We start from the raw sequence: 23,726 nt of genomic DNA, 5'->3' as shown, positions 1-23,726 counted from the left end.
TTACCAGAAGTCGGGCAGGCTGTATCGATAGGTGTTGGTCTGGTGCCAGTAGTGGTTGCCGTCGACCCACACGGCCACTCCCCGCAGGAAACGCAGCACGCTCGGGACGGGACAGGCGGCGGCCAGAGCGGCGGCTTCGGCTTCGAAGTCGTGCATGAGGCCGTTGTGGACCTCGACCGCCTTCAGATAGGCATCCCGGTCGGAGTTGCCCTCACGTTCGGCGATCACCACGGGCAGGTTCAGGTGCCGGCCGGGGGCGGCGAGCTCCTTGGTATACGAGTACAGGTCGTTGACGATGGTGCTGGCGTTCCCGGCGAGCGCGAGAACCCGCTGCATGGCGGGCTGGGCATGCAGGTCCGTCGGCAGTTCGTAGCCGCCGACGGTGTCGGTGATGGTGGGGCAGGGCCGGAAGTTGTTGAACTGCCGCATCGCCAGGTACTCCCACACCTCGGGCACGTGGTCCGTCTGGGCCCAGGCGGCCTCGGCGAGGTAGCCCAGGTGCAGACGTGCCATGTCGTGTCTGAACCGGTCGGCCTGGGAGGGCGTGGCCTGTTGGGCGAAGTACTCCATCGCGGAGCGGTAGGCGCGCCGCGGGGCGTCCGCGTGGAGCGACTCCGCCCACTGCGGTTGGTATTCCTTCGTCGTGTGCAGGGGGTCGAGGGCGGTGTGCGCCAGCAGAAGGCGTCCGCCGAGACCGATGGGCGAGCCTCCGTGGTCCTCGCAGTAGCAGTCGTCGACCGCGTTCTCGGCGACCATCAGCCGCGTGGCGATCATCAGGTGGTCGATGGTCGGAGCGTCCGGATGACAGGCCACCATGTAGCGCCCGACGGAGAAGCCGTCGAACTGGCCCTCCCAGTCCTCGGGGTACAGGTCGACCTCGTCCACCGCCCAGTCCTTGATCCTGCGACTGACCTCCTCCACCCGCGCCGGGTCGGGCTCCGGCACCGGGTGGTGGTAGAGGCCCGGGATGGGTGCGCCCTCCACGGGCGCCTCGGGCTGGGGAGGCGCCGGCAACTCCTCGCGCAGGCCCAGGTACAGACCCGACGTACCGAGACCGGAGGGGCCGCGCAGGATCCGGTCCAGGGCCGGGCTCGGTCGCCTCGCCGCGCCAGCGCCCTCCCGCACGTGGGGAGCGATCAGGTCGCCACCCGGGCTGTCGTCGGTCACCGGCACCTCTACGCGCACGGCCCCTGCGGCAGGGAGGGCGAGGGAGGGCTGGGCGGGAAGGGAAGGCAGAGCGTCGGCGACTGTTTCGACGTCGGTGGCGTGGGTGAGGGCGTGCGCCCCGAAGCGGGCCGCAGCGGCAGGCAGGCTCGATTGCAGAGGGGAAAGCCCAGGATCGGGCATCCGTAGCTCCTTGGTGAGGTGGGTGGGCAAGGCCCGGATCCCGGGCGTGCTCGCCCGGCCCGGGAACGTCCGGGCTGTCGTGGCCGTCGGACACGCCCCAGGTCCTGTCCGGGCGATCTTCGAGGATCAGCCCGCGGTGTCAGATGCATGGGGCCTCCCCCGGCCCGCCAGGGCCGAGGGGACGCATCGCAAGGCGGTGGGGGCACCACCGGCCGAAGGCTGGGGGAGATCGTCCTCGTACTGGATGTACTTGGGCGACTCCAACAACACAGCGTGGGGGTACTCCCCCTGGCTCCGCCGGGGGGACCCCCACCGGCCGAAGGCTGGGGGGCGCCGTAGCTGTCGTCGCGGGCCCGAGAAGACCGCCCGGACAGGGCCTAGTCGCGCCTGCGGGTGATCTGCACGTTCTCCAGCACGCCGAGTGCGTTGGGCACGAGGATGGCGGCGGAGTAGTAGGTGGTGACCAGGTACGAGATGATCGCCTGCTCGCTGATGCCCATGAAGCGCACGGACAGGCCCGGCTCGTACTCCTCCGGCAGGCCGGTCTGACGCAGACCGATGACGCCCTGGTTGTCCTCACCGGTTCGCATGGCGAGGATCGAGCTGGTGCCCTCCTTACTGATCGGGATCTTGTCGCAGGGCAGGATCGGGACCCCGCGCCAGGCCGTGACCTGCTGCCCGCCGAGGTCGGCGTGATCCGGATAGATCCCGCGGGCGTTGAGCTCACGCCCGATCGCCGCGATCGTCCTGGGGTGGGCGAGGAAGAGCTTGGTGCCGCGCCGGCGGCAGAGCAGCTCGTCGAGGTCGTCCGGGGTGGGCGGGCCGGAGTGGGGCTGGATCCGCTGCTTGAAGTCGGCGTTGTGGAGCAGGCCGAACTCCCGGTTGTTGATCAGCTCGTGCTCCTGGCGCTCGCGCAGCGCCTCGATGGTGAGCCTGAGTTGCTCCTCGGTCTGGTTCATCGGCCCGTTGTAGAGATCGGAGACCCTCGTGTGGACCCGCAGAACGGTCTGCGCGACGGAGAGTTCGTACTCGCGTGGCTTGAGCTCGTAGTCGACGAAGGCGCCCGGCAGTTCGACTTCTCCGGTGTGGCCGGCCGACATCGCGATCTCGGCCTCGCCGTGGCGGTTCTGCCGCTGCAGGGGAAGCGAGCTGAACTGCCGGATGTGGGCCTGGAGGTTCGGCGCCGAGGACAGCACGGCGGCGAAGTCGGCGCGGGACAGGGTGAGCAGGGTGCCGGAGGTCTCGGCAGTGACGGTGTGGTCCCATCTGGCGTCGTCGTCCAGAAGGGCGTTCTCACCGAACCGGTCGCCGTCGGCGAGTACGGCGACGGCGACCTCGTCGCCGTACTTGCCGACGGACGTCTGGTTGATCCGGCCGTGGGCGATCAGGTGGATCTGCTCGGCGGGGGTACCGCGCTCGGCCAAGACCTCGCCGGCGCGAAAGTCGCGCTGGACGCACCGGCCGGCGATCGCGGTCAGCACCTCCACGTCTTCGAAGCCGCGCAGCAGGGCCAGTTCACCCAGCTCGCGGGGGATCACCCGGACGTCGGCGCCGTCCTGGACGAAGTCGATGCGCCCGTCGCCGACGGTGTAGCTCAGCCGGCGGTTCACCCGGTAGGCGCCGCCCTTGGTCTCCACCCAGGGGAGCATCCGCAGCAGCCAGCGGGAGGTGATCTCCTGCATCTGCGGGGCGGACTTGGTCGTGGTGGCAAGGTTGCGGGCAGCCGCGGTGCTCAGGCTGGACTGCCCTGGCGGCTCCTGCTGTACTTCCGGGCCGGTCTCAACGGTCATCGGGAGAGCTCTCCTTCGCAAGGCTGGTGATCGGCGTACGCGCACGCCAACCGGTGAAAGAGGAAATAGAGGGTCGATCCCAGGGAATCCGTCCGGATTCCGGTGAACAGTAACGGCCGATATGCCCTGGTCACCCCATGAGACCGTGAGCATTACCTCAATGAAGTGATCTTGCTCCGCACGGGGTTTATCCGGACGAACGACGACATTCGAGCCACCCGCCCGAAAGCAGCCCAGTGCGCGGCGGGGGCCGCCCGCCCTACGCTCTCTTCCGCACCCATGACCACGCCTGACGACCCATCAGAAAATGATCCGGTGCCGCGAGGCGAACGCGCTGCCACCGCAAGGGAGGACCGCCATTGGTTCCGAAGTCGGCACCGTCCCTCGGGCATCAGGCGGCCGTCCACCGACGACGCGCACCGGCCGGTCGACGGGGCGGAACGTTCCCGCGCACCGCGACGTGAGGGGCGACTTCACCCCCGCCCTGCACGGCCCCCCGCAACCTGCCGCTCCCGGCGGATCCGCAGCCGAAGCAGTCACCTCCTCCTGACGATGCCTGCCTGCGGCACGCTGTCACCTCGCTCCCGCCTCCCGGCGTGCGCCTGCGGCGTCAGATCCCCGGCTCAGGCTCGGCCGGTCACGAACCGGTCGAGTGCCGCGGTGAGTTCGGCCGGCTTCTCCACCGGCAATTCGTGGCCGGCGTCCACGATCCGTACCTCCGCATCGGGGTACGCCTTCGCCATCCGGAGCATCTGGGAGACGGGCAGCTGCACGTCGTGGTAGCCGTGCACCAGCAGCGTGGGCGTGCTGATCTCCCCGACCCGGTCGAGGACGTCGAAGGCCCTCATGGCGGCGTAGCACGTCATGACCACCTCCCGCGGCGTGGCCGAGGAGGCCCGGACGCACGCACGGATCTCCTCGCGCGGATAGCCGGGGGCGAAGGCCCGCTGGATGTTGGCGGCGACGAACAGCTTGAACGGCACAAGCGTGGATGCCGCCATCAGAAGGCCCCGCGAACGGCTGTAGGTCATGCGGCTGATCGAGTTCACCAGCACCAGGCGCTCGACCCGCTCGGGATGGCCGAGGGCAAGAGTCTGCGCGATCATCCCGCCCATGGAGTGACCGACCGGGATGAAGGAGTCGACCTCCAAGTGGTCGAGAAGTGCCAGGACATCGCTCGCCAACTCCTCGATCGTCCGCGCTCCCGAACCGCTGCTGTCGCCGTGACCGCGCAGGTCCAGGCGTATCACCCGCCGGTTCTGCGCGAAGTGCTCCATCTGGTGGTCCCAGCGGTGCCGGTCGGCCGTCCAGCCGTGGATGAACACCAAAGGCACGCCCTCACCGTCGTGAGGGCCCGCGTCGTCGTAGGTCAGTGCTGCGCCGTCGACATCGAGCTGCGCCATGGGTCGCCTCCTGCGGTCCAGTTACTGGCGAGTACCGTAACCGCCCGCCCTGGCGACCGTCACCGCCCGCTGCCCGTCGACGCCTTCGGTGGAGCGGCCGGAGCAATGACCCACCATGCAACGCCCTTGCAACGTCCCGGCTGCTCTCCTGTCCTCATGGACGAGAACCCGCGCGTGGAGCTGACCGCTTCGGCCGCCGGGCTGGTGCGTCGGTTGCGGGCCGCCCACGGTCCGTTGATGTTCCATCAGTCCGGCGGCTGCTGCGACGGCAGTGCGCCCATGTGCTACCCGGCCGGAGAATTCAGTACCGGAGCTGCGGACCTGCTGCTGGAGGAGCTCGTGGTGGAGGGCGTCGAGGAGGTGGTCCCCTTCTGGATGTCACGGAGCCAGTACGAGGTGTGGAGTCACACCCGGCTCGTCGTCGATGTCGTCGAGGGACGGGGCAGCGGCTTCTCGCTGGAGGCGCCGGAGGGTGTGCGATTCCTGATCAGGTCGTTCATGGCCTGAGGCTGCCGACGACGTTGGCCGTCGCCGCGATGCCCTCCTGGATGGTGGGGGCCATGCTGGTGCCCGCGAGAAAGAATCCGAGCAGGGCGCAGACCACCGCATGGGACATCTTCAGACCGCCGTTGCGCAGAAAGATCACTGCGAGCACGAGCAGCAGAAGCACCAACGAGATCGAAATGGCCATCGCCAACCTCCTTCGCCGCGCCGGGTTTGCGGCACTGGGCGGCCAGTCTGGCGCAGCGAAGGGCCCGTACGGCCGACTGGCGTGTCCGCCGTACGGGTGAGTCGGTTCAGCGGTCGAATCAGCGGTCGTGCCGGCGCAGGAAGGTTTCGAGACCTGCCAGGTCATCGGTGTTGATGTGGTCCACGCCCGCGGCGAGCAGTTCACGCCACAGCGCATCGCGCGCCGGGCCCGGTGTGTCGGGGGTGGCCCAGAAACGGACGTGCTGCCCACGCCTGTGTGCGGTGGAAACGAGGGTGTGCAGCTTCTGCCGTTCCGCGGCGGGGAATTCGCCCGTGCCCAGCCAGGTGAAGCTCTGCGTCCAGTTGCTGGATATCAGCGGGATGAACGAGGCGGGCGCCGGTGCGGGGGCGGCGAGGTCGTCCAGGCGGCCGTCGTAGAAGGCGTACCGGTGGTGCTGCGCCTCCATCGGGACACGGGCAGCGCGGTCCCCCGAGATGACGGGTGTGACGGCGCCGAGGTGTACGCGTCCGTGGGTGCAGCGGCTCAGCATCCCCCGGTAGTCGCGCAGTTGGCGGTCGAGTTCGAGATAGGCGGCGACACCGTCCGTCTTGATGTCGATCAGGAGCTGGACCGGCCGGCGGTGGCCCGGGTACACACTGCCGTGGCCCTCCCGGACCCGTGCGAGCAGCGGGTCGAGGTAGAGGGAGCGCAGGGTGCGTGCGGGGTCGAGATCGGCGGGTTCGTGGGCGACGAGGAGTTCGCCGTCCACGAGGAAGATGTCGGCCTCCACGCTGGTGAATCCGTGGGAGAGCGCGTCGTGCAGGGGCCGCTGGTGCAGATAGTCGTTGTGGGCGTGGGCCCGGCGCAGCGGGCTCGGGCCGGTGGGACGGCTGCCGCCCTCGGCAGTTCGTGCCTGGGCGGGGACGGCGGCCGCGCCTGCGAGTGCGGCGGCGAGGGTGATGACAGCTCTGCGGCGGGTGGTCGGCACGGTGGCCTCCGGGCTCGGCGGATCGGGACACCGGTGAGTATCGGGTGTCGAAGCGCCAAGAGGCAGACCGCAGACAAGAGTTCGGCCCTCCGTCATCCCGTCGTCGGCAGTGCGCCGACGCCGGGAAGCGAAGTGACAGGTGGTCAGCGCGTGCTGTCGGACAGAGCAGTCTCGAGATGGCCTGCGCCCCCGCCCAAAGGCGGGAGCGCAGGCCAGGATCACCGGTGGTCGGTGCCGACAACCACCGAGTCCTTGGCCCCGCTGCCGGCCGGGAACAAGGTCGCCGCGCCGACGGTCGGCGCGGCGAGCCGGCGCGGGGTGCTACGGAACCGGGGTGGTTACGGGGCCGGGAGGTCGACCAGGGCTGCCACCGTCTCCTTGTGCCGCCCCGGAGTGCCGAGGGCGATCTCGTCGGACTTGGCGCGCTTGAGGTAGAGGTGCGCGGGGTGTTCCCAGGTCATCCCGATGCCGCCGTGCAGCTGGACGCACTCCTCGGCCGCATGGACCGCGACCTTGGCGCAGTAGGCCTGGGCCACGGCCACCGACAGCGCCGCCTCCGGGCTGCCGGTGGCGAGGGCGTCGGCCGCGGCACGGGCGGCGGCGCGGGCGGAAACGACCTCGAGCCACAGCTGCGCCATCCGGTGCTTGAGCGCCTGGAACGAGCCGACGGGCCGGTTGAACTGGTGACGTTCGCCGGTGTGGCGCACGGTCTCCTCCAGGCACCATTCGGCGACGCCCAGTTGTTCGGAGGCGAGCAGCCCGGCCCCGGTCAGCAGGCCGCGCCGTACGGCGCTCTCGCTCGCCGCGGAGTCGGCGAGCCGTGTCCCGGCGCCGGCCGCGACGGTGACCGCTGCGAGCGGCCGGGTCAGGTCGAACGCGCGCTGCGGCTCGACCGTGGCCTGCGAACTGTCCACGGCGTACAGCCCGTCGGCCCCGAGGACGAGGAAGACATCGGCCGCGACTGCGTCCGCGACGCCGGTGATCCGCGTGGCGGCCCCGGGCAGCGGGCTGTCCGCCGCGGCGGACAGCGGCACGGCGAGCACCGCGGTGCGGCGCCCGGTCGCGAGATCACCGAGCAGCGCGGCGACGGCCTCGGAGTCCGTGCCGAGCGTGAGCAGGGTCTCGGTCGCGATGACGGAACTGGTCAGGAACGGCGCCGGGACGACGCCCCGGCCCAGTTCCTCGAGGACGACGGCCGCTTCGCGATGACTCGCGCCCTGGCCGCCGAGCTTCTCGGGGACGAGCAGGCCGGCGGCGCCGACCTCGGCTGCGAGCGCCTTCCACAGCCCGGGGTGGTAGGGGTCGCCGCTCTCGGCGCCGCCGCCGGTGAGAGCGGCCGGGTCGGCGCGGGACGTGAGCAGGGAGCGGACGGCGGACCGCAGATCGGTCTCGGCCTCGGAGTACAGCAGATCCGTCATCGCGCGAGGTCCTTCCAGGCGATGTCCTTGTCGCTGCGCGGTTCGGCCGGCAGGCCGAGTACGCGTTCGGCGACGATGTTCAGCAGCACCTCACTGGTGCCGCCCTCGATGGAGTTGCCCTTGGAGCGCAGATAGCGGTAGCCGGCCCCACGTCCGGTGAAGTCGACGATGTCCGGGCGGCGCATGGTCCAGTCGTCGTACAACAGGCCCTCCTCGCCGCGGAGTTCGACCTCCAGCCCGCTGATCTCCTGGTTGAGTCGGGCGAAGGCGAGCTTCATGCCGCTGCCCTCGGGGCCGGGCTGGCCCGCGACGAGCTGCTGGCGAAGACGTTCGCCGGCGAGGCGGGAGACCTCGGCCTCGACCCAGAGGGTCAGCAGCCGCTGGTGCAGGTCGTGGGTGCGCAGCTCGGGGCGCTTGCGCCAGGTCTGCGCGATCGGGCCGATCATGCCGCCCTCGCGCGGCAGACGCATGCCGCCGATGGAGACGCGTTCGTTCATCAGGGTGGTCTGCGCGACCTTCCAGCCCTCGCCGACCGCACCGAGCCGGTGGGCGTCGGGGATGCGCACGTCGGTGAGGAAGACCTCGTTGAACTCGGCCTCGCCCGTGATCTGGCGCAGCGGCCGCACCTCGACGCCGGGGTCGGTCATGTCGCAGATGAAGTAGGTGATGCCCTGGTGCTTGGGCAGATCGGGGTCGGTGCGGGCGATGAGGATCGCCCAGCGCGCCAGATGGGCGCTGGAGGTCCACACCTTCTGCCCGTTGACGACCCAGTCGTCACCGTCGCGTACCGCCCGCGTGCCGAGCGCGGCGAGGTCGGAGCCGGCTCCGGGCTCGCTGAACAGCTGGCACCACACCTCGTCGCCGACCCACAGCGGCTTCAGGAAGCGCTGCTTCACCTCGTCGGAGCCGTAGGCGAGGATCGTCGGTGCGGCCATGCCGAGACCGATGCCGATGCGGCGCGGGTCGTTGTCGGGTGCGCCCGCGGCGGTGAGTTCGGCGTCGACGACGGCCTGGAGGGAGCGCGGCGCGCCGAGGCCGCCGAGTCCCTGCGGGTAGTGCACCCAGGCGAGTCCGGCGTCGAAGCGGGCTTTGAGGAAGTCACCGCGTTCGGTGGTGGCCGGCGGGTGTGCGGCGAGCAACTCCTGTGTACGGGAGCGCAGTTCGGCTGCGTCGGTCATCGTGCTGCTCCTTCCGGTACGACCACGAGGCGGCCCGTGGTGGTGCCGTCGGCGACGCGCTGGACTGCGTCCGCCGCGTCCTTGAAGGCGACCCGCTCGCTGACGAGGGGCTTGATGAGGCCCTTGTCGGCGTATTCGGTGAGCGTGCGGTGACAGGCCAGGATGGCGGCCGGGTCCTTGACCGCGTAGAGGCCCCAGTGGAGGCCCACGATCGAGTAGTTCTTGACCAGGGCGTGGTTGAGGGCGGGCGCGGGGATGTCGCCGCTGGCGAAGCCGACGATCACGATCCGGCCCTCGAACGCCACGCACTTGGCGGACTTGGTGTAGGCGTCGCCGCCGACGGGGTCGTAGATCACGTCGGCGCCGCGACCGCCGGTCGCCTCCTTCACCGCCGCGACGACGTCCTCGCTGCGACGGTCGATCACCACATCGCAGCCCAGCTCCCGTGCGACGGCGGCCTTCTCGGCCCCGCCGACGACGCCGATGACCGTGGCGCCGGCGGCCTTGCCGAGCTGGACGGCGGCGCTGCCGACGCCGCCTGCCGCCGCGTGGACGAGCAGCGTCTCGCCCTCCTTCAGACCGGCCCGGCGGTGCAGCCCGAACCAGCCGGTCTGGTAGCCGATGTGCATGGCGGCCGCCTCGGCGTCGTCGAGGGCGTCGGGGGCGGGGAGCAGCGCGGCCTTGTCGGCGACGACGTACTCGGCGAGGCCGCCGTTCGGCAGGGCCGGATTGGCGATGACCCGTCGGCCGTCCTCGGTCTCGCCGCAGATCTCCACGCCGGGGGTGAAGGGCAGGGGCGGCTTGATCTGGTACTGACCCCGGCACAGCAGCGCATCGGGGAAGTTGATGTTCGCGGCGCGGACCTTCAGCAGCACCTGTCCGTCGCCGGGCGTCGGCCGGTCCACCTCTTCGAGCCGCATCACCTCGCTCGGCTCACCGCTTTGGTGCACTCGCCATGCCTGCATTCCGGGGCCTCCCACAAGCTGTAGGGCAGTACTGTGCTCGCGACCGCATACTAAGCGGTCGCTTGCCCATCGGGGAAGACCCGGCCCGGTCCCTGCGCTCGCTGCCCTCAGTCCCGCCCGGGCCTCGCCCGGACATGCATCCGCTCCCCCTGCGGCCCGAACAGACTCAGGAACTCCACTGGCTTGTCGTCGGCCGCACCGAACCAGTGCGCCACGCGGGTGTCGAATTCCGCGGCCTCCCCCGGCCCGAGCACCACATCGTGGTCGCCGAGCAGCAGCCGCAGCCGGCCGGAGAGCACATAGAGCCACTCGTACCCCTCGTGGGTGCGCTGCTCGGGGGACTCCGGGGCCGGCCGGTACACCGCCTTGTACGCCTGCAGCCCGCCGGGCCTGTTGGTCAGCGGGTACATGGTCCGGTGGCCGCGGACGATGGGCTTGGAGCGCACCCGCGGGTCGCCGACCGGCGGGGCGCCCACCAGTTCGTCGAGGGGGACCTGGTGGGCGCGGGCGATCGGCAGCAACAGCTCCAGGCTCGGCCTGCGACCGCCCGACTCCAGCCGGGACAGAGTGCTCACGGAGATGCCCGTCGCCTCCGACAGAGCGCCGAGCGTCGCTCCGCGCTCACGCCGGATCCGGCGGAGCCGGGGCCCCACCTCGTTCAGTACGGCGTCCAGCCGCGTCTCGTCGTCCATGTGTTCCATTGCAGAAACAGCAAGGACATTTGTCAATCACGCAGTGACTGGGACCGCGTCAGGACCGGGGATGACCCGGCCCCACCGACGGGCCGGGTGCCGCCCGCCGGGCATGCGGCATCGGCCACGCACGGCGGCGAGCACCGCGGCAGGTCAGCGCGGGAAGATCTCGAAGGTGACCGCGGGGCGCCCCCCGAAGCGCGCCGCCGCCCCCTCGGCGATGCCCGTCAGGAAGGTGCGGCAGTACTCCTCGGGGTCCTTGTCGGTCAGCCCCTCGATGTACATCCGGTGCTCCAGGAGCGAACGCACCGCGCGCTCCAGGCCCGGTCCCGCCTCGACGGCGTGGGTCGGGCTCGTCGATCCCGCGACGGCGACCCAGCGCACGCCGTCCCACGGTTCGAGGCCCTGTTCCGAGATCAGCTCGGGGAAGATCCAGCGGTTGCCGGCGTCGCCTGCGGCGTCCAGCGTCGCCCGGCCGACGGCCCGGTGGTCGGGGGTGTTCCAGTTCGTGCCGCCCCAGGTGTCGCGGTGGTTGAGCGTGATGACCAGCTCGGGGCGGTGACGGCGGACGGCGGCTGCGATGTCGCGGCGCAGCCGCGTCCCGTACTCGATGACCCCGTCCTGGTGGTCGAGGAACTCCACGGTGGACACGCCGACGACCGCGGCGCTCGCACGCTGCTCCTGCTCGCGCAGCGGCGCGCACTCGGCCGGGGCGATCGAGTCGATGCCCGCCTCGCCGCGGGTCGCGAGGAGGTAGGCGACGTCGCGGCCGCCGTCGGTCCACCCCGCGATGGCCGCGGCGCAGCCGTACTCCAGGTCGTCGGGGTGGGCGACGACGGCCAGCGCACGCTGCCAGTCGCCGGGCATCTCGGCGAGTTGTTCCGTCACGTGATCGGTCATGACCGCAGAATACGGCCCGTGACCGGTACGGGAGTTGATCGGCCGTCAGACCTCGTCACGGGCGAGGGCGAGCAGTCGGTCGAGGACCCTGGTGCCGCTCGCGCGCACCCCGTCGTGCTCGTACTCGTCGGTGACCCAGGTACGCAGCCCGCGGACGGTCCGCGCGGTGCGCAGCGAATCGGCGGTGTCGACGTACATGTCGTCGTGGTAGACGGCGGCCGCGACGGGCACCTCGTTGGCGGCAAGCCGGGCCGGGTCGTACAACGCCGGCCAGTCGGTGCGGGCGGCGAGCAGTTCGGCGGTCTCGCGCAGCGGGCGCAGGGCCGGGTCGGTCTCGAACTGCCAGGGGTGGATGGTCTCGCCGGTGAACATCAGCGGGGCGTCGCCGGCGAGGGCCGCTGCCGCGTCGAACTCGGGGAACTCGGCGCGGACACGCTCGGCGGCCCAGGCGGTCGGCCGACCGCCCTGGGCGTAGATCGCCTCGTGCAGGACGGCGTACAGGGGGTGCCCGGCGAACGAGAGGGCGGAGCCGACGGCCTCCTGGAAGGTGTCGGAGAGCTCGAGCCCCGCCCCGGTGCGGACGAAGGCGTTCTCCAGCAGGTAGTGCAACCGGTGACTGCCGTCCTCGCCGCCGAGCATGATGCCGAGCGACTGGAACGCCTCGGGGGTGAGCAGGTAGCCGGTCGGCAGCCGGGTGGGCCGACCGGCGAGGTGGACGGCGATGCGGCGGGCCCGTTCGACGTCCTGCGGGTAGCGGGCGTAGTGGCTCTCGACCTTGCGGCGGATGCGCGGGTAGGCGGCCCGGTAGACGTCGTCGGCGTGCGCGTCGAGGGAGGGCAGGCCACCGGTGATCAGGACGGTGTCCAGCCCTTCGGGGGCGGTGGCCAGGTAGTGGGTGGCGCAGAATCCGCCGAAGCTCTGGCCGAGCACTGTCCAGGGCGCGCCGCCTGTGAGCCGCATCCGGATGGCCTCGCAGTCGCGGACGATGGCGTCCGAGCGGAAGAGGCCGAGGTGTTCCGCCTGCTCCTCGGGGCCGCCGAGGAGCGGGAGGGTCTGACGGTTCAGGGGGGTGGACCGGCCGGTACCGCGCTGGTCCAGGAGGAGGACGCGGTACTCCTTCACGGCACGCGCCAGCCATGCCTGCGCACCGGTGAAACGCCGGGCCGCGTTGCCCGGGCCGCCTTCCAGATACACCAGCCAGGGCAGATCGTCACCGGTGCGGCCGGGCGCCACTGCCTCGCGGCCGTAGAGCTCGATCTGTTCGCCGTCCGGCGCGGTGTGGTCGAGCGGGACGGTGAAGGTGTGATCGGTGAGGACGACACCGGGCTGCCGGTAGCTGGCCAATGCTGCTCCTGCTTTCGTGACCTGTTCCTGTGTGCGCCCCCGCCCGACCAGTGGATCACAGCGGGCGGACGGGGACGCAGCAGGGTGGGGGCCGTACCGCCGGGAGGCGGTGGCAGGGGTCAGCCGGTGGGGAAGTTGTCCGGGGTCCTGATCCGGTCACGGACCCAGACGCCGGCGGGCTTCAGCGAGGCCGTGCCGGTCCAGGGGCCGTTGTTGTTGCACGTGCCGCTCTTGAACACGGCACCGGACCGCTCGTCGTCGGAGTAGTTCCAGTTGACCCAGCTGATCTTCTTGCTCGCCATGAGGTCGAGGTACCGCTGGGACATCGCGAAGTCGTTGGCGTCCTCCCCGGCGAAGTTCTGGGTGCCGAACTCGGTGACGAACATCGGGAGCTTGTCGGCGGCACGGGAGAGCGCGTTCAGGTACTCGTCCCGGTGGGAGGCCGCGTAGAAGTGGAAGGTGTACATGATGTTGGCGGCGTTGACCGGGTTGTTCACGACCTCGGTCTCGTTCCCGTCCTCGGAGAGGCCGAGGGAGGACCAGGCGCGGGTGCCGACGAGGACCGGAGTGTCGGCGTCGTTCTGCCGGATGACCGGGATGAGCTGCTCCGCATAGCTCTTGATCCGGGACCAGCTCACGCCGCTGGGCTCGTTGGCGATCTCGTAGAGCAGGTTCTTCTTGTTCCCGTGCCGCTGGGCGATCTCGGTGAAGAAGGTCTTGGCACGCGAGAGATTGTGGTGCGGGTCGCCGGGGCTGAGCATGTGCCAGTCGACGATCACGTACATGCCCCGCGCGGTGGCCTGCTCGATGAAGGAGTGGGCCAGGTCGGTGAAGCGCCGCGGGTCGGTCTCGTAACCGCCCTCCTGGACGTAGGTGGAGACGCGCAGGACGTCGGCGTTCCAGTCGGTGGCCAGGGCGTTCAGCGAACCGCTGGTGACGCACTGGCTGTACCACTGGGTGCCGTGGGTGCTCATGCCGCGCAACTGGATGGGTTTGCCGTACTGGTTGCACAGCTTGGTCCCGCAGACCTTGAGCTGCCCGTTGATCTCGGCGGGGGTGCTGTCGCCGGGATCGGTGGCGGTGTCGACGGCGAGGTGGTCGACGTTCGGGCCGCCGTTGGCGGTGGTGGCGGTGGCCCTGATGGTGTTGGCGCCCGCCTTGAGATCGGCGGTGACGGTGGCCGTCGACCATGAGGTCCAGGCACCGGTGCCGGTGAACGCGCGGTCGTCCGCGGCGAGCGTGCCGTTGACGGCGACGTCCATGGGGCGGTTGGCGGAGGTGCCGTTGGCGTAGCGCAGGGTCAGGGTGGCCCGGCCCGCCTGGGCGGCGTTGACCGTCCACTGGACGTGACTTCCGGCGACGTTGTCGTAGTTGACGAAGCCGCTGCCGGTGAAACCTGCGTGGTTGGACTCGACGAGACCGCGCGAGACGCTCGCGCTCTCGGCCTCGTGGGTGACGGCGGCAGCGGGGACCGCCGGGAGGGCCGTGGGTGCGGCGGGTGCAGTGGGTGCGGCGGTCACCGCGAGGGTCAGGGCAGCGCCGAGGACGGCCATGCCGCCGAGTGGGCGTTTCCAGAACCGTGCCGGTCTCATGGGGGGTCTCCGTTGGCTGGGCGGATGGGGCCGGACAGAACCGATGCATCGGAGCGATTGATTGGAAGGAAACTTTCCTAACCGAATGGAATAGCAGGGGTCGCGGGTGGTCGGCAAGAGTCCCGACCGAACACGGAAAGGTCCCGCTGCGGCTGCTCCGGCGGGTACGACACGGACAGTCCGGCCCGTGTGCGCGACCGTCCGCGCGCTCCTAGCGTGGGGGGATGATCCGGTTCGAGCAGGTCAGCAAGGTCTATCCGGACGGCACGACGGCCGTGGACGATCTGTCCTTCGAGGTCGCCGAGGGCGAACTCGTCACCCTTGTCGGCCCGTCCGGCTGCGGAAAGACCACGACGATGATGATGGTCAACCGGCTGATCGAACCGACGGCCGGCCGGATCCTCGTCGACGGCTCGGACATCGCCGGCGTCGACCCGGTCCAACTGCGCCGCCGCATCGGCTACGTCATCCAGCAGGTCGGCCTCTTCCCGCACCGCACGGTGCTCGACAACACCGCCACCGTCCCCTCCCTCCTCGGCTGGAAGAAGGCGAAGGCCCGTGCCCGCGCGGCCGAACTGCTCGATCTGGTGGGGCTCGACCCGAAGACCTACGGCTCCCGCTACCCGGCGCAGCTGTCCGGCGGCCAGCGTCAACGGGTGGGCGTGGCCCGCGCCCTCGCCGCCGATCCCCCGGTCCTGCTGATGGACGAACCGTTCGGCGCCGTCGATCCGGTGGTGCGCGAGCGGCTGCAGAACGAATTCCTCGGCCTGCAGGCGACGGTGCGCAAGACCGTGCTCATGGTGACCCACGACATCGAGGAGGCGGTGCGCATGGGCGATCGCATCGCGGTGTACGGGCAGGGGCGCATCGAGCAGTTCGACACCCCTGCCGCGGTGCTCGGCACGCCGGCCACCCCGTACGTCGCCCACTTCGTCGGCGCCGACCGTGGGCTGAAGCGGCTGTCGGTCACCACGGTCGAGGCGGACGATCTGGAGGAGCCGCCGGTCGCCCGTCTCGACGAGACGGCCCGGTCGGCGGCCGCGCGGCTGCGCGACGAGGGCGGCGCCCGCTGGGCCGTGATCCTGGACAGCGGCGGCGGGCTGCACGGCTGGGTGTCGGCCGATGCTCTGGCGATCGCCGGCGAGCAGGGCACGGTCGGCGATCTCGCCCGCCGGATGGACGCCTGGGTCCCGGTGGGCGCGCCGCTGAAGCAGGCTTTCAGCGAAATGCTGCAGCACGACGCGGGCTGGGTGGCCGTCCTGGACGGCGAACAGATCCTGGGGGTGCTGACGCCGGCGAAACTGCACGAGGCGCTTCGCCGGTCGGTGGACGCGGACGCACAGGGAGTGGCCCGCGACGAGGTGGAGTTCGACTCGGTCGCCGACGCATGAACGGTGGCGGGGCGAGCAGGTGACCGGCGACGAGGCATGCTTGCCCGGCCGCCGCCGACCGTGGTGACCTGCACGTCCATCCCGTGGTGAAGGCGGTTGCCCCATGGCCCTGTTCGATCTGCCCGTCGACGACCTGCGCAGGAATCGCAGTACGTCCGTCGAGCCCGGGGACTTCGACGCGTTCTGGGCGACGACGCTCACCGACCGCGAGCCGTACCGGGAGGTGGGCCTCCACCTGAGGGCGCACCGCGGCCGCACCGAGCAGACGACGCGCACCCTCGCGTACTTCGACGGGGTCCACTTCGCGGCGCGCTCCCGGGCGCCCGTGCTGTTCTCGGTGGCGCTGGAGGACCAGACCTGCCCGCCGTCCACGGTGTTCGCCGCGTTCAACGCGTACGGGCACGACGACAAGCGGATCGAGATCTACGACTTCAACGACCACGAAGGCGGCGGTCCGTTCCAGGAGGCGGTCCAGCTGTGGTGGCTGCCGGAGCAGCTGTCTTGACCGGGCGGCCGGGGATGCCTAGGTTCCCAGGATAGAAAGCGCTTGCCCCGCCGGTCGATCCCGCCGACCGGTTCGTCGCTGCTTGCCGCTCCGGCTCCGGCCGGACCCGGCCGGAGGAGGTCGTTGGTGGAACCGTACGAAGGCCTGCCCGGCGGGATCGGCGTGTCACGCCTGCAGGTGTACGACTGGCCCGCGGCGGACGGTCTGCGCGGGGGAACTCCCCATCTTCATCTGACCTGTTCGGAGGGGTACTCCGTCATCGGGGGCCACGGGGCGGTGCAGACCCTCACCGCCTCGGGTTTCCGGCAGACCCCGCTGGAGCCGGGCTCCCTGGTCTGGTTCACCCCGGGCACGATCCACCGGCTGGTCAACCACGGCGGACTCACCATCGTCGTCCTGATGCAGAACTGCGGGCTTCCCGAGGCGGGCGACGCCGTCCTCACGCTCCCCCCGCCGTTCCTCCGGGACCCCGGCGTCTACCGCGAGGCGGTCGCGCTGCCGTCACAGGGGCCCGAGGAGGAGATCGAACAGACGGCGCGCCGCCGGCGCGACCTCGCCGTCGAGGGCTTCGCGGCACTGCGCAGGGCGACGGAGGCCGGGGACCCCGAGCCGCTGGCCGCCTTCCACCGGGCTGCCGCCGCACTGGTGCGCCCGCTCGCCGACGACTGGCGGCTGCGCTGGGAACGCGGCGCGGCAGCGGCGTCGGCGGCGACAGGCGCCCAGCTCGCGCGGCTGGACTCGGGCGACGCCGGATATCTCGCGGAGGCACGGGTGCGGTCCGAACAGCCCGCGGCCCGCGGCCGGTTCGGCATGTGCGGCCGGCTGGACGTGTACGACGTGCACAACGTCTGAGCGACGCCGGCGGCCGGTGCCCGCTCAGCCCTTCTCTGCGGCGAGGAGTCCCTTCGATTCGAGGTAGTTGCGCCACGTCCTCGGGCAGCCGGCGCCAGCTGTCGACCTGTTCGTTGAGCCTGGCGAGATCGCCGGTCGTCAGCACGGTGTTGAGCCTTCCCAGAGCACGGGTGACGCCTTCGCCGCCCGCCCTGGCCCGGTTGACGACGGGCACGATGTAGTCGGCGTTCTGCAGACGCCTGTCGTCCGCGAGCAGGACGAGACCGAAGTCGTCGAGTGTCGCGTCCGTGGTGGTGGTGAGCACCATCTGGTCCTGACCGCTCTGGACGGCCTGTTTGGCCTGTGTGGTGCCCACACCCTTCGGGTCGACAGCGGTGATGTCGATTCCATAGGTCTTCTTCAAACCAGGAGCACAGTAGGGGCGCTGCACACACTCGTCTCCGGCCGCGAGCCGCACCGGGCGCCCGGAACGGCCCAGGTCGCTCAGTGTCTTCAGCCCGTTCTCGGACGCGAACGACTCGGTGACAGCGAAGGCGTTCTGGTCGACGGCCCTGCCGGCGTCGAGGATGGTGAGTCCTCGCGGCGTCGCGAGTGCCCGCAGGGCGGACATGGTTGCGGCGAGGTCGGGCGATCCGACGGTTGCCGCTTTCGGCCCGTTCACCTTCGCGTTCAGCCAGTCGGCGAACGTCGCCGCGTACTCGGGTACGACATCGATCTGGCCGCTCTCCAGCGCCGGTTCGTACAGCTCGCGGTTGGTGACGGAGAGGATCTCGGTGCCGTATCCGGCGTCGGTGAGCAGCAGCGCGTACATCCGGGCCAGCAGATCGCTCTCGGTGAAGCCCGCCGACCCGATCGTCAGGTGCTTGCTGTCGCCGGGCGGCGCGGTGACCTCGCCCTGGGTCTCCAGAGACGGTCCGGTGGCGCAGCCGGCGGTGAGCAGGGCCGCGGCCGCGGCAGCCAGTGGGGCGCGTGTCCTGGGCGTTCTCATGCACCGCTCCCCCGGGCCCAGGCCGGTGCCAGCCGCTGGACCAGTTCGAACAGTCCCTCGACGATGAGCGCGAACACCGCGACGAGTACCGCTCCCGCGACCACCTGCGGGGTGGATGCGAGGTTGAAGCCCGCGGTGATGATCCGTCCGAGGCCGCCACCGCCCGCGAGCGCGGCGATCGTCGCCGTGGCGACGAGCTGCACGGCGGCGATCCGCAGCCCGGTGAGGATCAGCGGCAGCGCGAGCGGCACTTCGACACGGAACAGCAGTTGGGGACCGGTCATGCCCATGCCTCGCGCGGCCCGCACGGTGTCCTGGTCCACGCCGCGCATGCCGACGTAGGCGTTGGTGAGCAGGGGCGGCACGGCGAACAGCACCAGGGCGATGATCGTCGGCCATGATCCGTACGAGCCGATCGGGCTGAGCAGCAGCAGGACGAGCACGGCGAAGGTGGGGACGGCGCGGCCCACGTTCGAGATGTTGACGGCGAGGGCGCCGCCCTTGCCGAGATGTCCGAGGACGAGGGCGACGGGAAGGGCGATGAGGCAGCTGAGGACGAGACAGACGGCGGTGAGGAAGAGGTGCTCGCCGAGCCGCTGCCAGATGCCGCCGTCGCCGGACCAGTTGGCGGCGGTGGTGAGCCAGTCCCACGCGGACGAAAGGGTGTTCATGAGGTCCGCCTCGTCCACGGCGTGAGCACGCGCTGCACGAGCAGCAGCGCCAGGTCCGCGGCGACGGCGATGACCACGCACAGGACGGAGGCGGTGAGCACCTGAGCCTTGAAGTAGGTGTTCATACCTGCGTAGATGAGATTGCCGAGGCCGCCGTAGCCGACGATCGCACCGATAGTGACGAGGGAGACGGCGGAGACGGTGGCGATGCGCAGCCCGGCCATCGCGGCGGGCAGGGCGAGCGGGAGTTCCACGGCGCACAGCATCCTCAGGGGCCCGTATCCCATGCCGCGTGCGGCCTGACGGGTGTCCTCCGGGACGGCGCGCAGACCGGCGAGGATGTTGCGTACGAGCAGGGTGAGCGAGTACAGGACGAGCCCGGCCACCACGATGGTGGCGGACAGGCCGTAGACGGGCAGCAGCAGGGAGAACATCGCCAGCGACGGGATCGTGTAGAGAATCGTCGTGACGGCCAGCACGGGCGCGGCGGCCCACCCCCAGCGGCGGGCGGCCACGGCGAGGGGGACTGCGAGCACGAGCCCGATGAAGACCGCCAGGAACGTCAGCTGCAGATGCTGGAGCACCGCGGCGGTGATGATCTCGCTGCGGGTGGTGAGGTAGTCGCCGCAGATCCAGTCGTTTCGCGCGAGGCAGTCGTCGGGAGGCGCGGTCATCTGTCCATTGCAGCCCGCGAGGACGGTGTGTGCGCGCTGGGCTCGCCTGTCCGGGCGGACGCGGGCGGGCCGGGGCGGGGTGCGACGCAGCCGGCCGCCCCCGGCCGTCCCGTTCGGTCCAGGGCCTCCGCTGCCTTGGTCATCGGGCCGCCCGCGTCAGCCGTGTTGAGGACGTCTTCGGGTTCGAGCAGGACGATCGCGGCCGCCTCCTCGGCGACCGGACAGAGCTCGTTGCCCGGGGCACGACGCACAGCTCGCGGTCCGAGAACACGTCACCGGTCCTGAGCCGGATGGTGATGACGAGGGCCTGACCGGGGGCGCCCCGAGGACACGCCCTAGGACAGACCCGGAACCGGCGCCGCCAGGAAGCGGTGCAGCGATGCCTTCATGGCCGCGACGAATCCTTCGCGGGTCGCGTCGTCGACGAGGTCCAGGGACAGATACGGGTTGAGGTCCTCCAGCTCGACGAGCAGCAGTGCGCCGTCCGCGGTGCGGCAGGCGTCGACGCGCTGGATGCCGTGGTCGATGGTGTTCCAGTCGACGAAGAGGCGGGCGAAGGCGAGGTCGTCCGCAGTGGGCTCGTACGGCTCCAGGGCCCATCGCCGGTCGGGGTCAGGGGCGTAGAAGGCGTACTGGAAGGCGTCGTCGACGAAGTAGAACGAGACCTCGTAGCGGAAGTCGATGCGCGGCTGGACGAGCACGTCACCGTGGACCAGTCCGGGCAGGGCGTCCGGGCCGGCGAACTGCAGCCCGATGGAGTCCGCGCCCACCTTGGGCTTGACCACGTACTGCTCGGCCGGAGGCAGCAGACCGAGGTCGTCGAGCCGGTCGACCGTGGGGATGACTGGCAGCCCTGCCGCGGTCAGGTCCAGCAGGTACTGCTTGCCTGCCATGTCGCCGCGGGCGGACAGCGGGTTGTAGACGCGGACGCCGTCGCGGGCGGCACGGTCGCGGAAGTCGTCGTAGGCGTCCTGGTAGTGGAGTACGGGTCCGCTGTTGCGGACCACGACGGCGTCGAAGCCGGACATCAGGGTGGCCGCGTCCCCGGGGTGGCACAGGGCGAGGTCGAAGTCCTCGCGCAGCCGGGCGGACAGGAAGATGTCCTCGTCGCAGTACCGGCGGCCCCTGGCCGGGTAGGCGAGATCGGTGACGAGCAGCAAGCGGGGCCTGGCGGACACGGGCGTCTCCTGAGATCGGTTGACCGTAAAACTATCCAAGGGCCTCATTCGGCCACGGGGCGCCCCCTGGCGCGGCCGGCCGGTGCCTGCGGCCACGCGTGCGCGTCAGCGGCCTGCCCGTGCGAGCGGCCCGGACAACAGGACCTCGAGGGTCTCCCGCAGGGTCGCGGTGAAGTCGAGGCGCAACGCGGCGAGCGCGGGGTCGGCGGCGTAGGCGGCCTGCATCGCGGCCGAGGGGATGGGCGTAGGTCCAGATGGCACCGAAGACCAGTTCGCCCTGACACTGCGCCTGCTGCCCGCCCTGCTCGCCGCCCCCGCGCCGCGCGTGGCGACCATGAGCAGCGGTACGGCCAACTTCGGCCGGATCCGGTTCGACGATCTCCAGTGGGAGCGCCGCTACCGCCCGAACCTGGCGTACGCGCAGTCCAAGCTGGCCGATCTGATCATGGCCGGCAGGCTCGCGGAGACAGCCGCCGACAGGGGCTGGAACCTGGTCAGCACCGCCGCCCACCCGGGCTACACGATCACCAATCTGCAGACAGCGGGAGCGAGCCTGGGCCGGGTCAGGCCGCCCCGGCTGCACGCGGTGCGCAAGGCGCTGGACTTCCTGCCCAAGCAGGGTGTCGAGCAGGGCTCCGAACCCCTGCTGTTCGCGGCAGCCGATCCGGCAGCAGTGTCCGGCGGGTACTACGGACCCGGTCACCGCCTCGGGCTCGTGCGGCCCACCACCACCGCGCGCATCACCCGCCGGGCGCTGGACCCCGCGGTCAACGCCCGGCTGTGGTCGGAGGCCGAACGCCTCACGGGGTTCACGCTGCCCGCTGCCGCTGAGGACCGGGCCGCGGGAACCGCCGTCGCGGAGCAGTGACTCCCGCGTCGGAGCCCGCCCGGGAACGGCCGAGGGGCGCGGGTGCTGACGAGATGTCAGGACCCGCGCCCCTCGGCCGTGAATTCATGTGCAATCGGAACCGCGAAGACAACGGGACGGTCAGTAGGGACCGTTCACATTGTCGATCGAACCGTACCTGTCGGCGGCATAGTTGCACGCGGCGGTGATGTTCGCGACCGGGTCGTAGCTGTCCATGGAAGTACCGGGCACATGGTAGGCGCGGAAGGTCGGGTCGATCACCTGAAGAAGACCCTTGGACGGCGTTCCGGCAACGGCGTTGGAATCCCAGTTGTTGATCGCCAGCGGATTGCCCGAGGACTCACGCATGATGTTGCGGTGAATTCCCTCGTAGGATCCGGGAATTCCGTGCTTGCCCATCACGTCGAGCGACTCGCGGATCCAGCCGTCCAGGTTGTCGGCGTACGCGGTGGGCTTCGCCTTGGGGGCGGCCTTGGTGGGCGCGGCGCTCGTGCGCTCGGAGCGGTCCGCGCGGTCGGCGGTGGCACGCTTCGCGGAGTCCGCCGCCGTCTTGGCCTTGGCGCCGATGGTCAGCTCGAGGCCGGGACGGATCAGCGCCGGGTCGGCACCGATGTTCCGGCGGTTGTCGTTGTACAGCTCCTTCCAGCCACCACTGAGGGAGTGCTGGTGGGCGATCCGCGACAGGGAGTCGCCGGCCACGACGGAGTAGGTGCTCGGCGCCTTCTTCGCGGGAGCAGGGGCCGACACGGCGACCTTCTCGACGGTGGCCGGCTGGGCGGGCTGGGCCGCGCCGGCGGTGGTCGCGCCGATCAGTGGCAGGGCGAGGGCCGCACCACCCGTGCCTGCGACGGCGAATCCGCGAGTGAGGCGGTGGGACTTGGGACGGCGGTGCTTACCCTTTGCAGGCATGACGAATTCCTCTCCGTCGCCTGCGAGGTGAGCTGTCGGGTTCGGACTGGAGATGTCCGGTCGCCGGATTGCAGCGACTTCACCCCTAGCCGTTCCGCTGTGCGGACCGGCGGCTTACCTGGGTCCCCCGCTCCTGCCCTACGCGAGTTTGTGTGGTCGGGTACCGGACGGCGGCAGGATTCGGCGTTCCATCCGGAATGCGGTGACCGTAAGCGAGAGCGCCCGGAGGAAACAAGCCCTGAATTCACAAACGCAATGGATAGGCAGAGAAAGGGACAAATGATCTCATCATCCATTGATCACGGAGGGCCCAACTCTCGCTCCGCGCAAGGAAAGTGGAGCACTTGGTTCCGCTCAGGGTTCCCACGGTCGTGACCGAAGTCACGACCGCTGGAACAAAGAATGACGAGACATGCAAGATGCCGCTAAACGGACATGAGGGCAATCAGAAATGAACCAGTCATGCGGCGAATTCCGAAACATTCGCTAATGAAGCTGAATGCCCGATTCATCCCCCGAGGGGTCGGGCCCTGACTGTCAGGCCCTCACCGGTGGAGATGCGGGCGTCCCGGCGCCGCGCGCACCAGGATGCGGCGGCCCGTGACCCTCTCCGGCGCGACCGCGATCCACAGCTCCCGCTCTCCCCCGGCCCATGGCGCGCTGTACGCCTGCCGCTCCAGCTCCCGTACGGCGGCCTCGTCGGTGACGGTCCGGGCGGTGCCCACGACCAGCACACTCCATCCCTGGCTGAACGCCTCGTCGATATGGTCGACTTCGAAGGCGATCTCGCCGTCGGCGGCCCTGGCGGGCAGCACGTCGGGCGTGGTCAGGAAGGCCACCTCCCCTTCGGCGACAAGGTAGTTGACCGGGAGAATGGCCGGCCCCTCCTGGGTGGTGACCGCGACGCGGCCCACCCCGTGCGTCCCCAGCAGCGACCAGCACTCGTCGGAACCGAGCTCCACCAGCTCGGGGTGGTAGGCGGCCCTGCCCACCCCCGGCGGCAGATCGGCCTCTCCGCCGGTCAGCGCGGTGACCGTCGTCTCCAGGGCATCGGCCAGACGCAGCAGGAAGCCCATCCCGGGCGTCGCCGACTTGTCCTCCAGATACTCGATGTACCCCGGTGCCGAGCCCGCCCGCAGGGCGACGTCCTCCCGGGACAGCCCGAGCTGCCGCCGACGGGCAGCGACCCGGCGACCGATCTCCTCCTTCGGCCCTCCCCTGCCCGGAACACCGGCTGCGGTCGTGGGCTGCTCGGGCATGGTGGGCACCTTCCCCAATCCGTGTTCCAGCCGCGACGCGGGCCTCGCGCCCACGGTAGCCACGGGACGCAGGCGCCGCACGGCGGCGGGGCGGGGCCACCGGCGGGGTCCGGCGGCGGCGGG

General features: G+C 70.6%; 23 protein-coding genes, 1 pseudogene and 1 riboswitch. Of the genes and pseudogenes, 5 read left to right on the top strand and 19 right to left on the bottom strand.

Annotation, left to right across the window (positions count from 1 at the left end; translation table 11 throughout):
* The 3 genes from AC067Z_RS17590 to AC067Z_RS17580 all read right to left on the bottom strand — a co-directional run bounded on the left by AC067Z_RS17590 (position 1) and on the right by AC067Z_RS17580 (position 4,540).
* Positions 1–1,347, bottom strand: a complete 1,347-nt coding sequence (locus AC067Z_RS17590; RefSeq protein WP_478790416.1) for a family 2 encapsulin nanocompartment cargo protein terpene cyclase — start codon at positions 1,345–1,347, stop codon at positions 1–3.
* Between the two features lie 377 nt (positions 1,348–1,724).
* Positions 1,725–3,137, bottom strand: coding sequence for a family 2B encapsulin nanocompartment shell protein (locus AC067Z_RS17585; RefSeq protein WP_478790415.1), 1,413 nt, complete (start codon positions 3,135–3,137; stop codon positions 1,725–1,727).
* Positions 3,138–3,760: 623 nt separating this feature from the next.
* Complete coding sequence (locus tag AC067Z_RS17580; RefSeq protein WP_478790414.1) at positions 3,761–4,540, bottom strand: alpha/beta fold hydrolase; 780 nt, start codon at positions 4,538–4,540, stop codon at positions 3,761–3,763.
* Between the two features lie 156 nt (positions 4,541–4,696).
* Between AC067Z_RS17580 and AC067Z_RS17575 the strand changes: the two genes are divergently transcribed.
* Positions 4,697–5,047, top strand: coding sequence for a DUF779 domain-containing protein (locus AC067Z_RS17575; RefSeq protein ID WP_478790413.1), 351 nt, complete (start codon positions 4,697–4,699; stop codon positions 5,045–5,047).
* On the opposite strand, the gene AC067Z_RS17570 is transcribed toward AC067Z_RS17575, so the two are convergent.
* The 9 genes from AC067Z_RS17570 to AC067Z_RS17530 all read right to left on the bottom strand — a co-directional run bounded on the left by AC067Z_RS17570 (position 5,037) and on the right by AC067Z_RS17530 (position 14,308).
* Positions 5,037–5,231: a hypothetical protein gene (locus AC067Z_RS17570; RefSeq protein ID WP_478790412.1), complete on the bottom strand. Its 195-nt coding sequence runs from the start codon at positions 5,229–5,231 to the stop codon at positions 5,037–5,039. The two genes, AC067Z_RS17575 and AC067Z_RS17570, sit on opposite strands and share 11 nt — an antisense overlap.
* A gap of 118 nt (positions 5,232–5,349) precedes the next feature.
* A complete protein-coding gene (locus tag AC067Z_RS17565) occupies positions 5,350–6,219 on the bottom strand; it encodes a phosphatidylinositol-specific phospholipase C/glycerophosphodiester phosphodiesterase family protein (protein WP_478790411.1) in 870 nt (289 codons plus the stop codon).
* 338 nt (positions 6,220–6,557) lie between these two features.
* Positions 6,558–7,637, bottom strand: coding sequence for an acyl-CoA dehydrogenase family protein (locus AC067Z_RS17560; RefSeq protein WP_478790410.1), 1,080 nt, complete (start codon positions 7,635–7,637; stop codon positions 6,558–6,560).
* Positions 7,634–8,815, bottom strand: coding sequence for an acyl-CoA dehydrogenase family protein (locus AC067Z_RS17555; protein ID WP_478790409.1), 1,182 nt, complete (start codon positions 8,813–8,815; stop codon positions 7,634–7,636). The genes AC067Z_RS17560 and AC067Z_RS17555 overlap by 4 nt, the downstream gene beginning before the upstream one ends.
* On the bottom strand, positions 8,812–9,780 hold the full coding sequence (locus AC067Z_RS17550) for an NADPH:quinone oxidoreductase family protein (RefSeq protein ID WP_478790408.1): 969 nt from the start codon (positions 9,778–9,780) through the stop codon (positions 8,812–8,814). Before AC067Z_RS17550 ends, AC067Z_RS17555 begins: the two co-directional genes overlap by 4 nt.
* Before the next feature lie 107 nt (positions 9,781–9,887).
* Positions 9,888–10,481 carry a helix-turn-helix domain-containing protein gene (locus AC067Z_RS17545; RefSeq protein ID WP_478790407.1) on the bottom strand — a complete coding sequence of 198 codons (594 nt, stop codon included), beginning with the start codon at positions 10,479–10,481 and terminating at the stop codon, positions 9,888–9,890.
* Between the two features lie 144 nt (positions 10,482–10,625).
* The gene (locus AC067Z_RS17540; protein WP_478790406.1) at positions 10,626–11,372 is read right to left on the bottom strand and encodes a PIG-L deacetylase family protein; all 747 of its coding nucleotides are present in this window, start codon (positions 11,370–11,372) and stop codon (positions 10,626–10,628) included.
* 45 nt (positions 11,373–11,417) lie between these two features.
* Positions 11,418–12,716 carry an alpha/beta fold hydrolase gene (locus tag AC067Z_RS17535; RefSeq protein ID WP_478790405.1) on the bottom strand — a complete coding sequence of 433 codons (1,299 nt, stop codon included), beginning with the start codon at positions 12,714–12,716 and terminating at the stop codon, positions 11,418–11,420.
* Between the two features lie 119 nt (positions 12,717–12,835).
* Positions 12,836–14,308, bottom strand: coding sequence for a cellulase family glycosylhydrolase (locus AC067Z_RS17530; protein ID WP_478790404.1), 1,473 nt, complete (start codon positions 14,306–14,308; stop codon positions 12,836–12,838).
* Between the two features lie 224 nt (positions 14,309–14,532).
* Between AC067Z_RS17530 and AC067Z_RS17525 the strand changes: the two genes are divergently transcribed.
* From AC067Z_RS17525 to AC067Z_RS17515, 3 genes are all read left to right on the top strand, one after another.
* Positions 14,533–15,699 (top strand): ABC transporter ATP-binding protein, encoded by a 1,167-nt coding sequence (locus AC067Z_RS17525; RefSeq protein WP_478790403.1) that lies wholly within the window; start codon positions 14,533–14,535, stop codon positions 15,697–15,699.
* A gap of 103 nt (positions 15,700–15,802) precedes the next feature.
* The gene (locus AC067Z_RS17520) at positions 15,803–16,204 is read left to right on the top strand and encodes an acetylxylan esterase (protein ID WP_478790402.1); all 402 of its coding nucleotides are present in this window, start codon (positions 15,803–15,805) and stop codon (positions 16,202–16,204) included.
* A 126-nt stretch (positions 16,205–16,330) separates the two neighbouring features.
* Positions 16,331–17,056: a cupin domain-containing protein gene (locus AC067Z_RS17515; RefSeq protein WP_478790401.1), complete on the top strand. Its 726-nt coding sequence runs from the start codon at positions 16,331–16,333 to the stop codon at positions 17,054–17,056.
* Positions 17,057–17,080: 24 nt separating this feature from the next.
* Here the strand turns inward: AC067Z_RS17515 and AC067Z_RS17510 are convergent.
* The 5 genes and pseudogenes from AC067Z_RS17510 to AC067Z_RS17490 all read right to left on the bottom strand — a co-directional run bounded on the left by AC067Z_RS17510 (position 17,081) and on the right by AC067Z_RS17490 (position 20,792).
* A pseudogene (locus tag AC067Z_RS17510) lies at positions 17,081–18,044 on the bottom strand (ABC transporter substrate-binding protein).
* Positions 18,041–18,715 carry an ABC transporter permease gene (locus AC067Z_RS17505; RefSeq protein WP_478790400.1) on the bottom strand — a complete coding sequence of 225 codons (675 nt, stop codon included), beginning with the start codon at positions 18,713–18,715 and terminating at the stop codon, positions 18,041–18,043. The pseudogene AC067Z_RS17510 and the gene AC067Z_RS17505 overlap by 4 nt, the downstream one beginning before the upstream one ends.
* Entirely contained in the window at positions 18,712–19,389 is a 678-nt protein-coding gene (locus tag AC067Z_RS17500; protein ID WP_478790399.1) for an ABC transporter permease, read from the bottom strand. The genes AC067Z_RS17505 and AC067Z_RS17500 overlap by 4 nt, the downstream gene beginning before the upstream one ends.
* Before the next feature lie 335 nt (positions 19,390–19,724).
* A complete protein-coding gene (locus tag AC067Z_RS17495) occupies positions 19,725–20,615 on the bottom strand; it encodes an ATP-grasp domain-containing protein (RefSeq protein ID WP_478790398.1) in 891 nt (296 codons plus the stop codon).
* Between the two features lie 57 nt (positions 20,616–20,672).
* Entirely contained in the window at positions 20,673–20,792 is a 120-nt protein-coding gene (locus AC067Z_RS17490; protein ID WP_478790397.1) for a hypothetical protein, read from the bottom strand.
* Between the two features lie 13 nt (positions 20,793–20,805).
* Between AC067Z_RS17490 and AC067Z_RS17485 the strand changes: the two genes are divergently transcribed.
* Positions 20,806–21,435, top strand: a complete 630-nt coding sequence (locus AC067Z_RS17485; protein ID WP_478790396.1) for a Rossmann-fold NAD(P)-binding domain-containing protein — start codon at positions 20,806–20,808, stop codon at positions 21,433–21,435.
* A gap of 120 nt (positions 21,436–21,555) precedes the next feature.
* On the opposite strand, the gene AC067Z_RS17480 is transcribed toward AC067Z_RS17485, so the two are convergent.
* Entirely contained in the window at positions 21,556–22,344 is a 789-nt protein-coding gene (locus AC067Z_RS17480; RefSeq protein WP_478790395.1) for a transglycosylase SLT domain-containing protein, read from the bottom strand.
* Between the two features lie 4 nt (positions 22,345–22,348).
* Positions 22,349–22,499, bottom strand: a riboswitch (cyclic di-AMP (ydaO/yuaA leader).
* A gap of 390 nt (positions 22,500–22,889) precedes the next feature.
* Complete coding sequence (locus AC067Z_RS17475; protein ID WP_478790394.1) at positions 22,890–23,603, bottom strand: helix-turn-helix domain-containing protein; 714 nt, start codon at positions 23,601–23,603, stop codon at positions 22,890–22,892.
* Positions 23,604–23,726: the final 123 nt, after the last annotated feature.

This window comes from Streptomyces sp. NPDC043812 (genome assembly GCF_056436245.1).
Note: the sequence above shows the minus strand (reverse complement) of the source record. Positions and strands in the feature narration are given on the sequence as shown.

What these genes read in the sequence shown, in the direction of transcription:
- AC067Z_RS17520 (WP_478790402.1), top strand. Translation starts at nt 15,803, where the DNA reads ATGGCCCTGTTCGATCTGCCCGTCGACGACCTGCGCAGGAATCGCAGT.
- AC067Z_RS17580 (WP_478790414.1), bottom strand. Translation starts at nt 4,540, where the DNA reads ATGGCGCAGCTCGATGTCGACGGCGCAGCACTGACCTACGACGACGCG.
- AC067Z_RS17550 (WP_478790408.1), bottom strand. Translation starts at nt 9,780, where the DNA reads ATGCAGGCATGGCGAGTGCACCAAAGCGGTGAGCCGAGCGAGGTGATG.
- AC067Z_RS17525 (WP_478790403.1), top strand. Translation starts at nt 14,533, where the DNA reads ATGATCCGGTTCGAGCAGGTCAGCAAGGTCTATCCGGACGGCACGACG.
- AC067Z_RS17480 (WP_478790395.1), bottom strand. Translation starts at nt 22,344, where the DNA reads ATGCCTGCAAAGGGTAAGCACCGCCGTCCCAAGTCCCACCGCCTCACT.
- AC067Z_RS17485 (WP_478790396.1), top strand. Translation starts at nt 20,806, where the DNA reads ATGGGCGTAGGTCCAGATGGCACCGAAGACCAGTTCGCCCTGACACTG.
- AC067Z_RS17540 (WP_478790406.1), bottom strand. Translation starts at nt 11,372, where the DNA reads ATGACCGATCACGTGACGGAACAACTCGCCGAGATGCCCGGCGACTGG.
- AC067Z_RS17545 (WP_478790407.1), bottom strand. Translation starts at nt 10,481, where the DNA reads ATGGAACACATGGACGACGAGACGCGGCTGGACGCCGTACTGAACGAG.
- AC067Z_RS17560 (WP_478790410.1), bottom strand. Translation starts at nt 7,637, where the DNA reads ATGACGGATCTGCTGTACTCCGAGGCCGAGACCGATCTGCGGTCCGCC.
- AC067Z_RS17575 (WP_478790413.1), top strand. Translation starts at nt 4,697, where the DNA reads ATGGACGAGAACCCGCGCGTGGAGCTGACCGCTTCGGCCGCCGGGCTG.
- AC067Z_RS17585 (WP_478790415.1), bottom strand. Translation starts at nt 3,137, where the DNA reads ATGACCGTTGAGACCGGCCCGGAAGTACAGCAGGAGCCGCCAGGGCAG.
- AC067Z_RS17530 (WP_478790404.1), bottom strand. Translation starts at nt 14,308, where the DNA reads ATGAGACCGGCACGGTTCTGGAAACGCCCACTCGGCGGCATGGCCGTC.
- AC067Z_RS17505 (WP_478790400.1), bottom strand. Translation starts at nt 18,715, where the DNA reads ATGAACACCCTTTCGTCCGCGTGGGACTGGCTCACCACCGCCGCCAAC.
- AC067Z_RS17495 (WP_478790398.1), bottom strand. Translation starts at nt 20,615, where the DNA reads ATGAGGCCCTTGGATAGTTTTACGGTCAACCGATCTCAGGAGACGCCC.
- AC067Z_RS17475 (WP_478790394.1), bottom strand. Translation starts at nt 23,603, where the DNA reads ATGCCCGAGCAGCCCACGACCGCAGCCGGTGTTCCGGGCAGGGGAGGG.
- AC067Z_RS17555 (WP_478790409.1), bottom strand. Translation starts at nt 8,815, where the DNA reads ATGACCGACGCAGCCGAACTGCGCTCCCGTACACAGGAGTTGCTCGCC.
- AC067Z_RS17500 (WP_478790399.1), bottom strand. Translation starts at nt 19,389, where the DNA reads ATGACCGCGCCTCCCGACGACTGCCTCGCGCGAAACGACTGGATCTGC.
- AC067Z_RS17590 (WP_478790416.1), bottom strand. Translation starts at nt 1,347, where the DNA reads ATGCCCGATCCTGGGCTTTCCCCTCTGCAATCGAGCCTGCCTGCCGCT.
- AC067Z_RS17570 (WP_478790412.1), bottom strand. Translation starts at nt 5,231, where the DNA reads ATGGCCATTTCGATCTCGTTGGTGCTTCTGCTGCTCGTGCTCGCAGTG.
- AC067Z_RS17490 (WP_478790397.1), bottom strand. Translation starts at nt 20,792, where the DNA reads ATGCAGGCCGCCTACGCCGCCGACCCCGCGCTCGCCGCGTTGCGCCTC.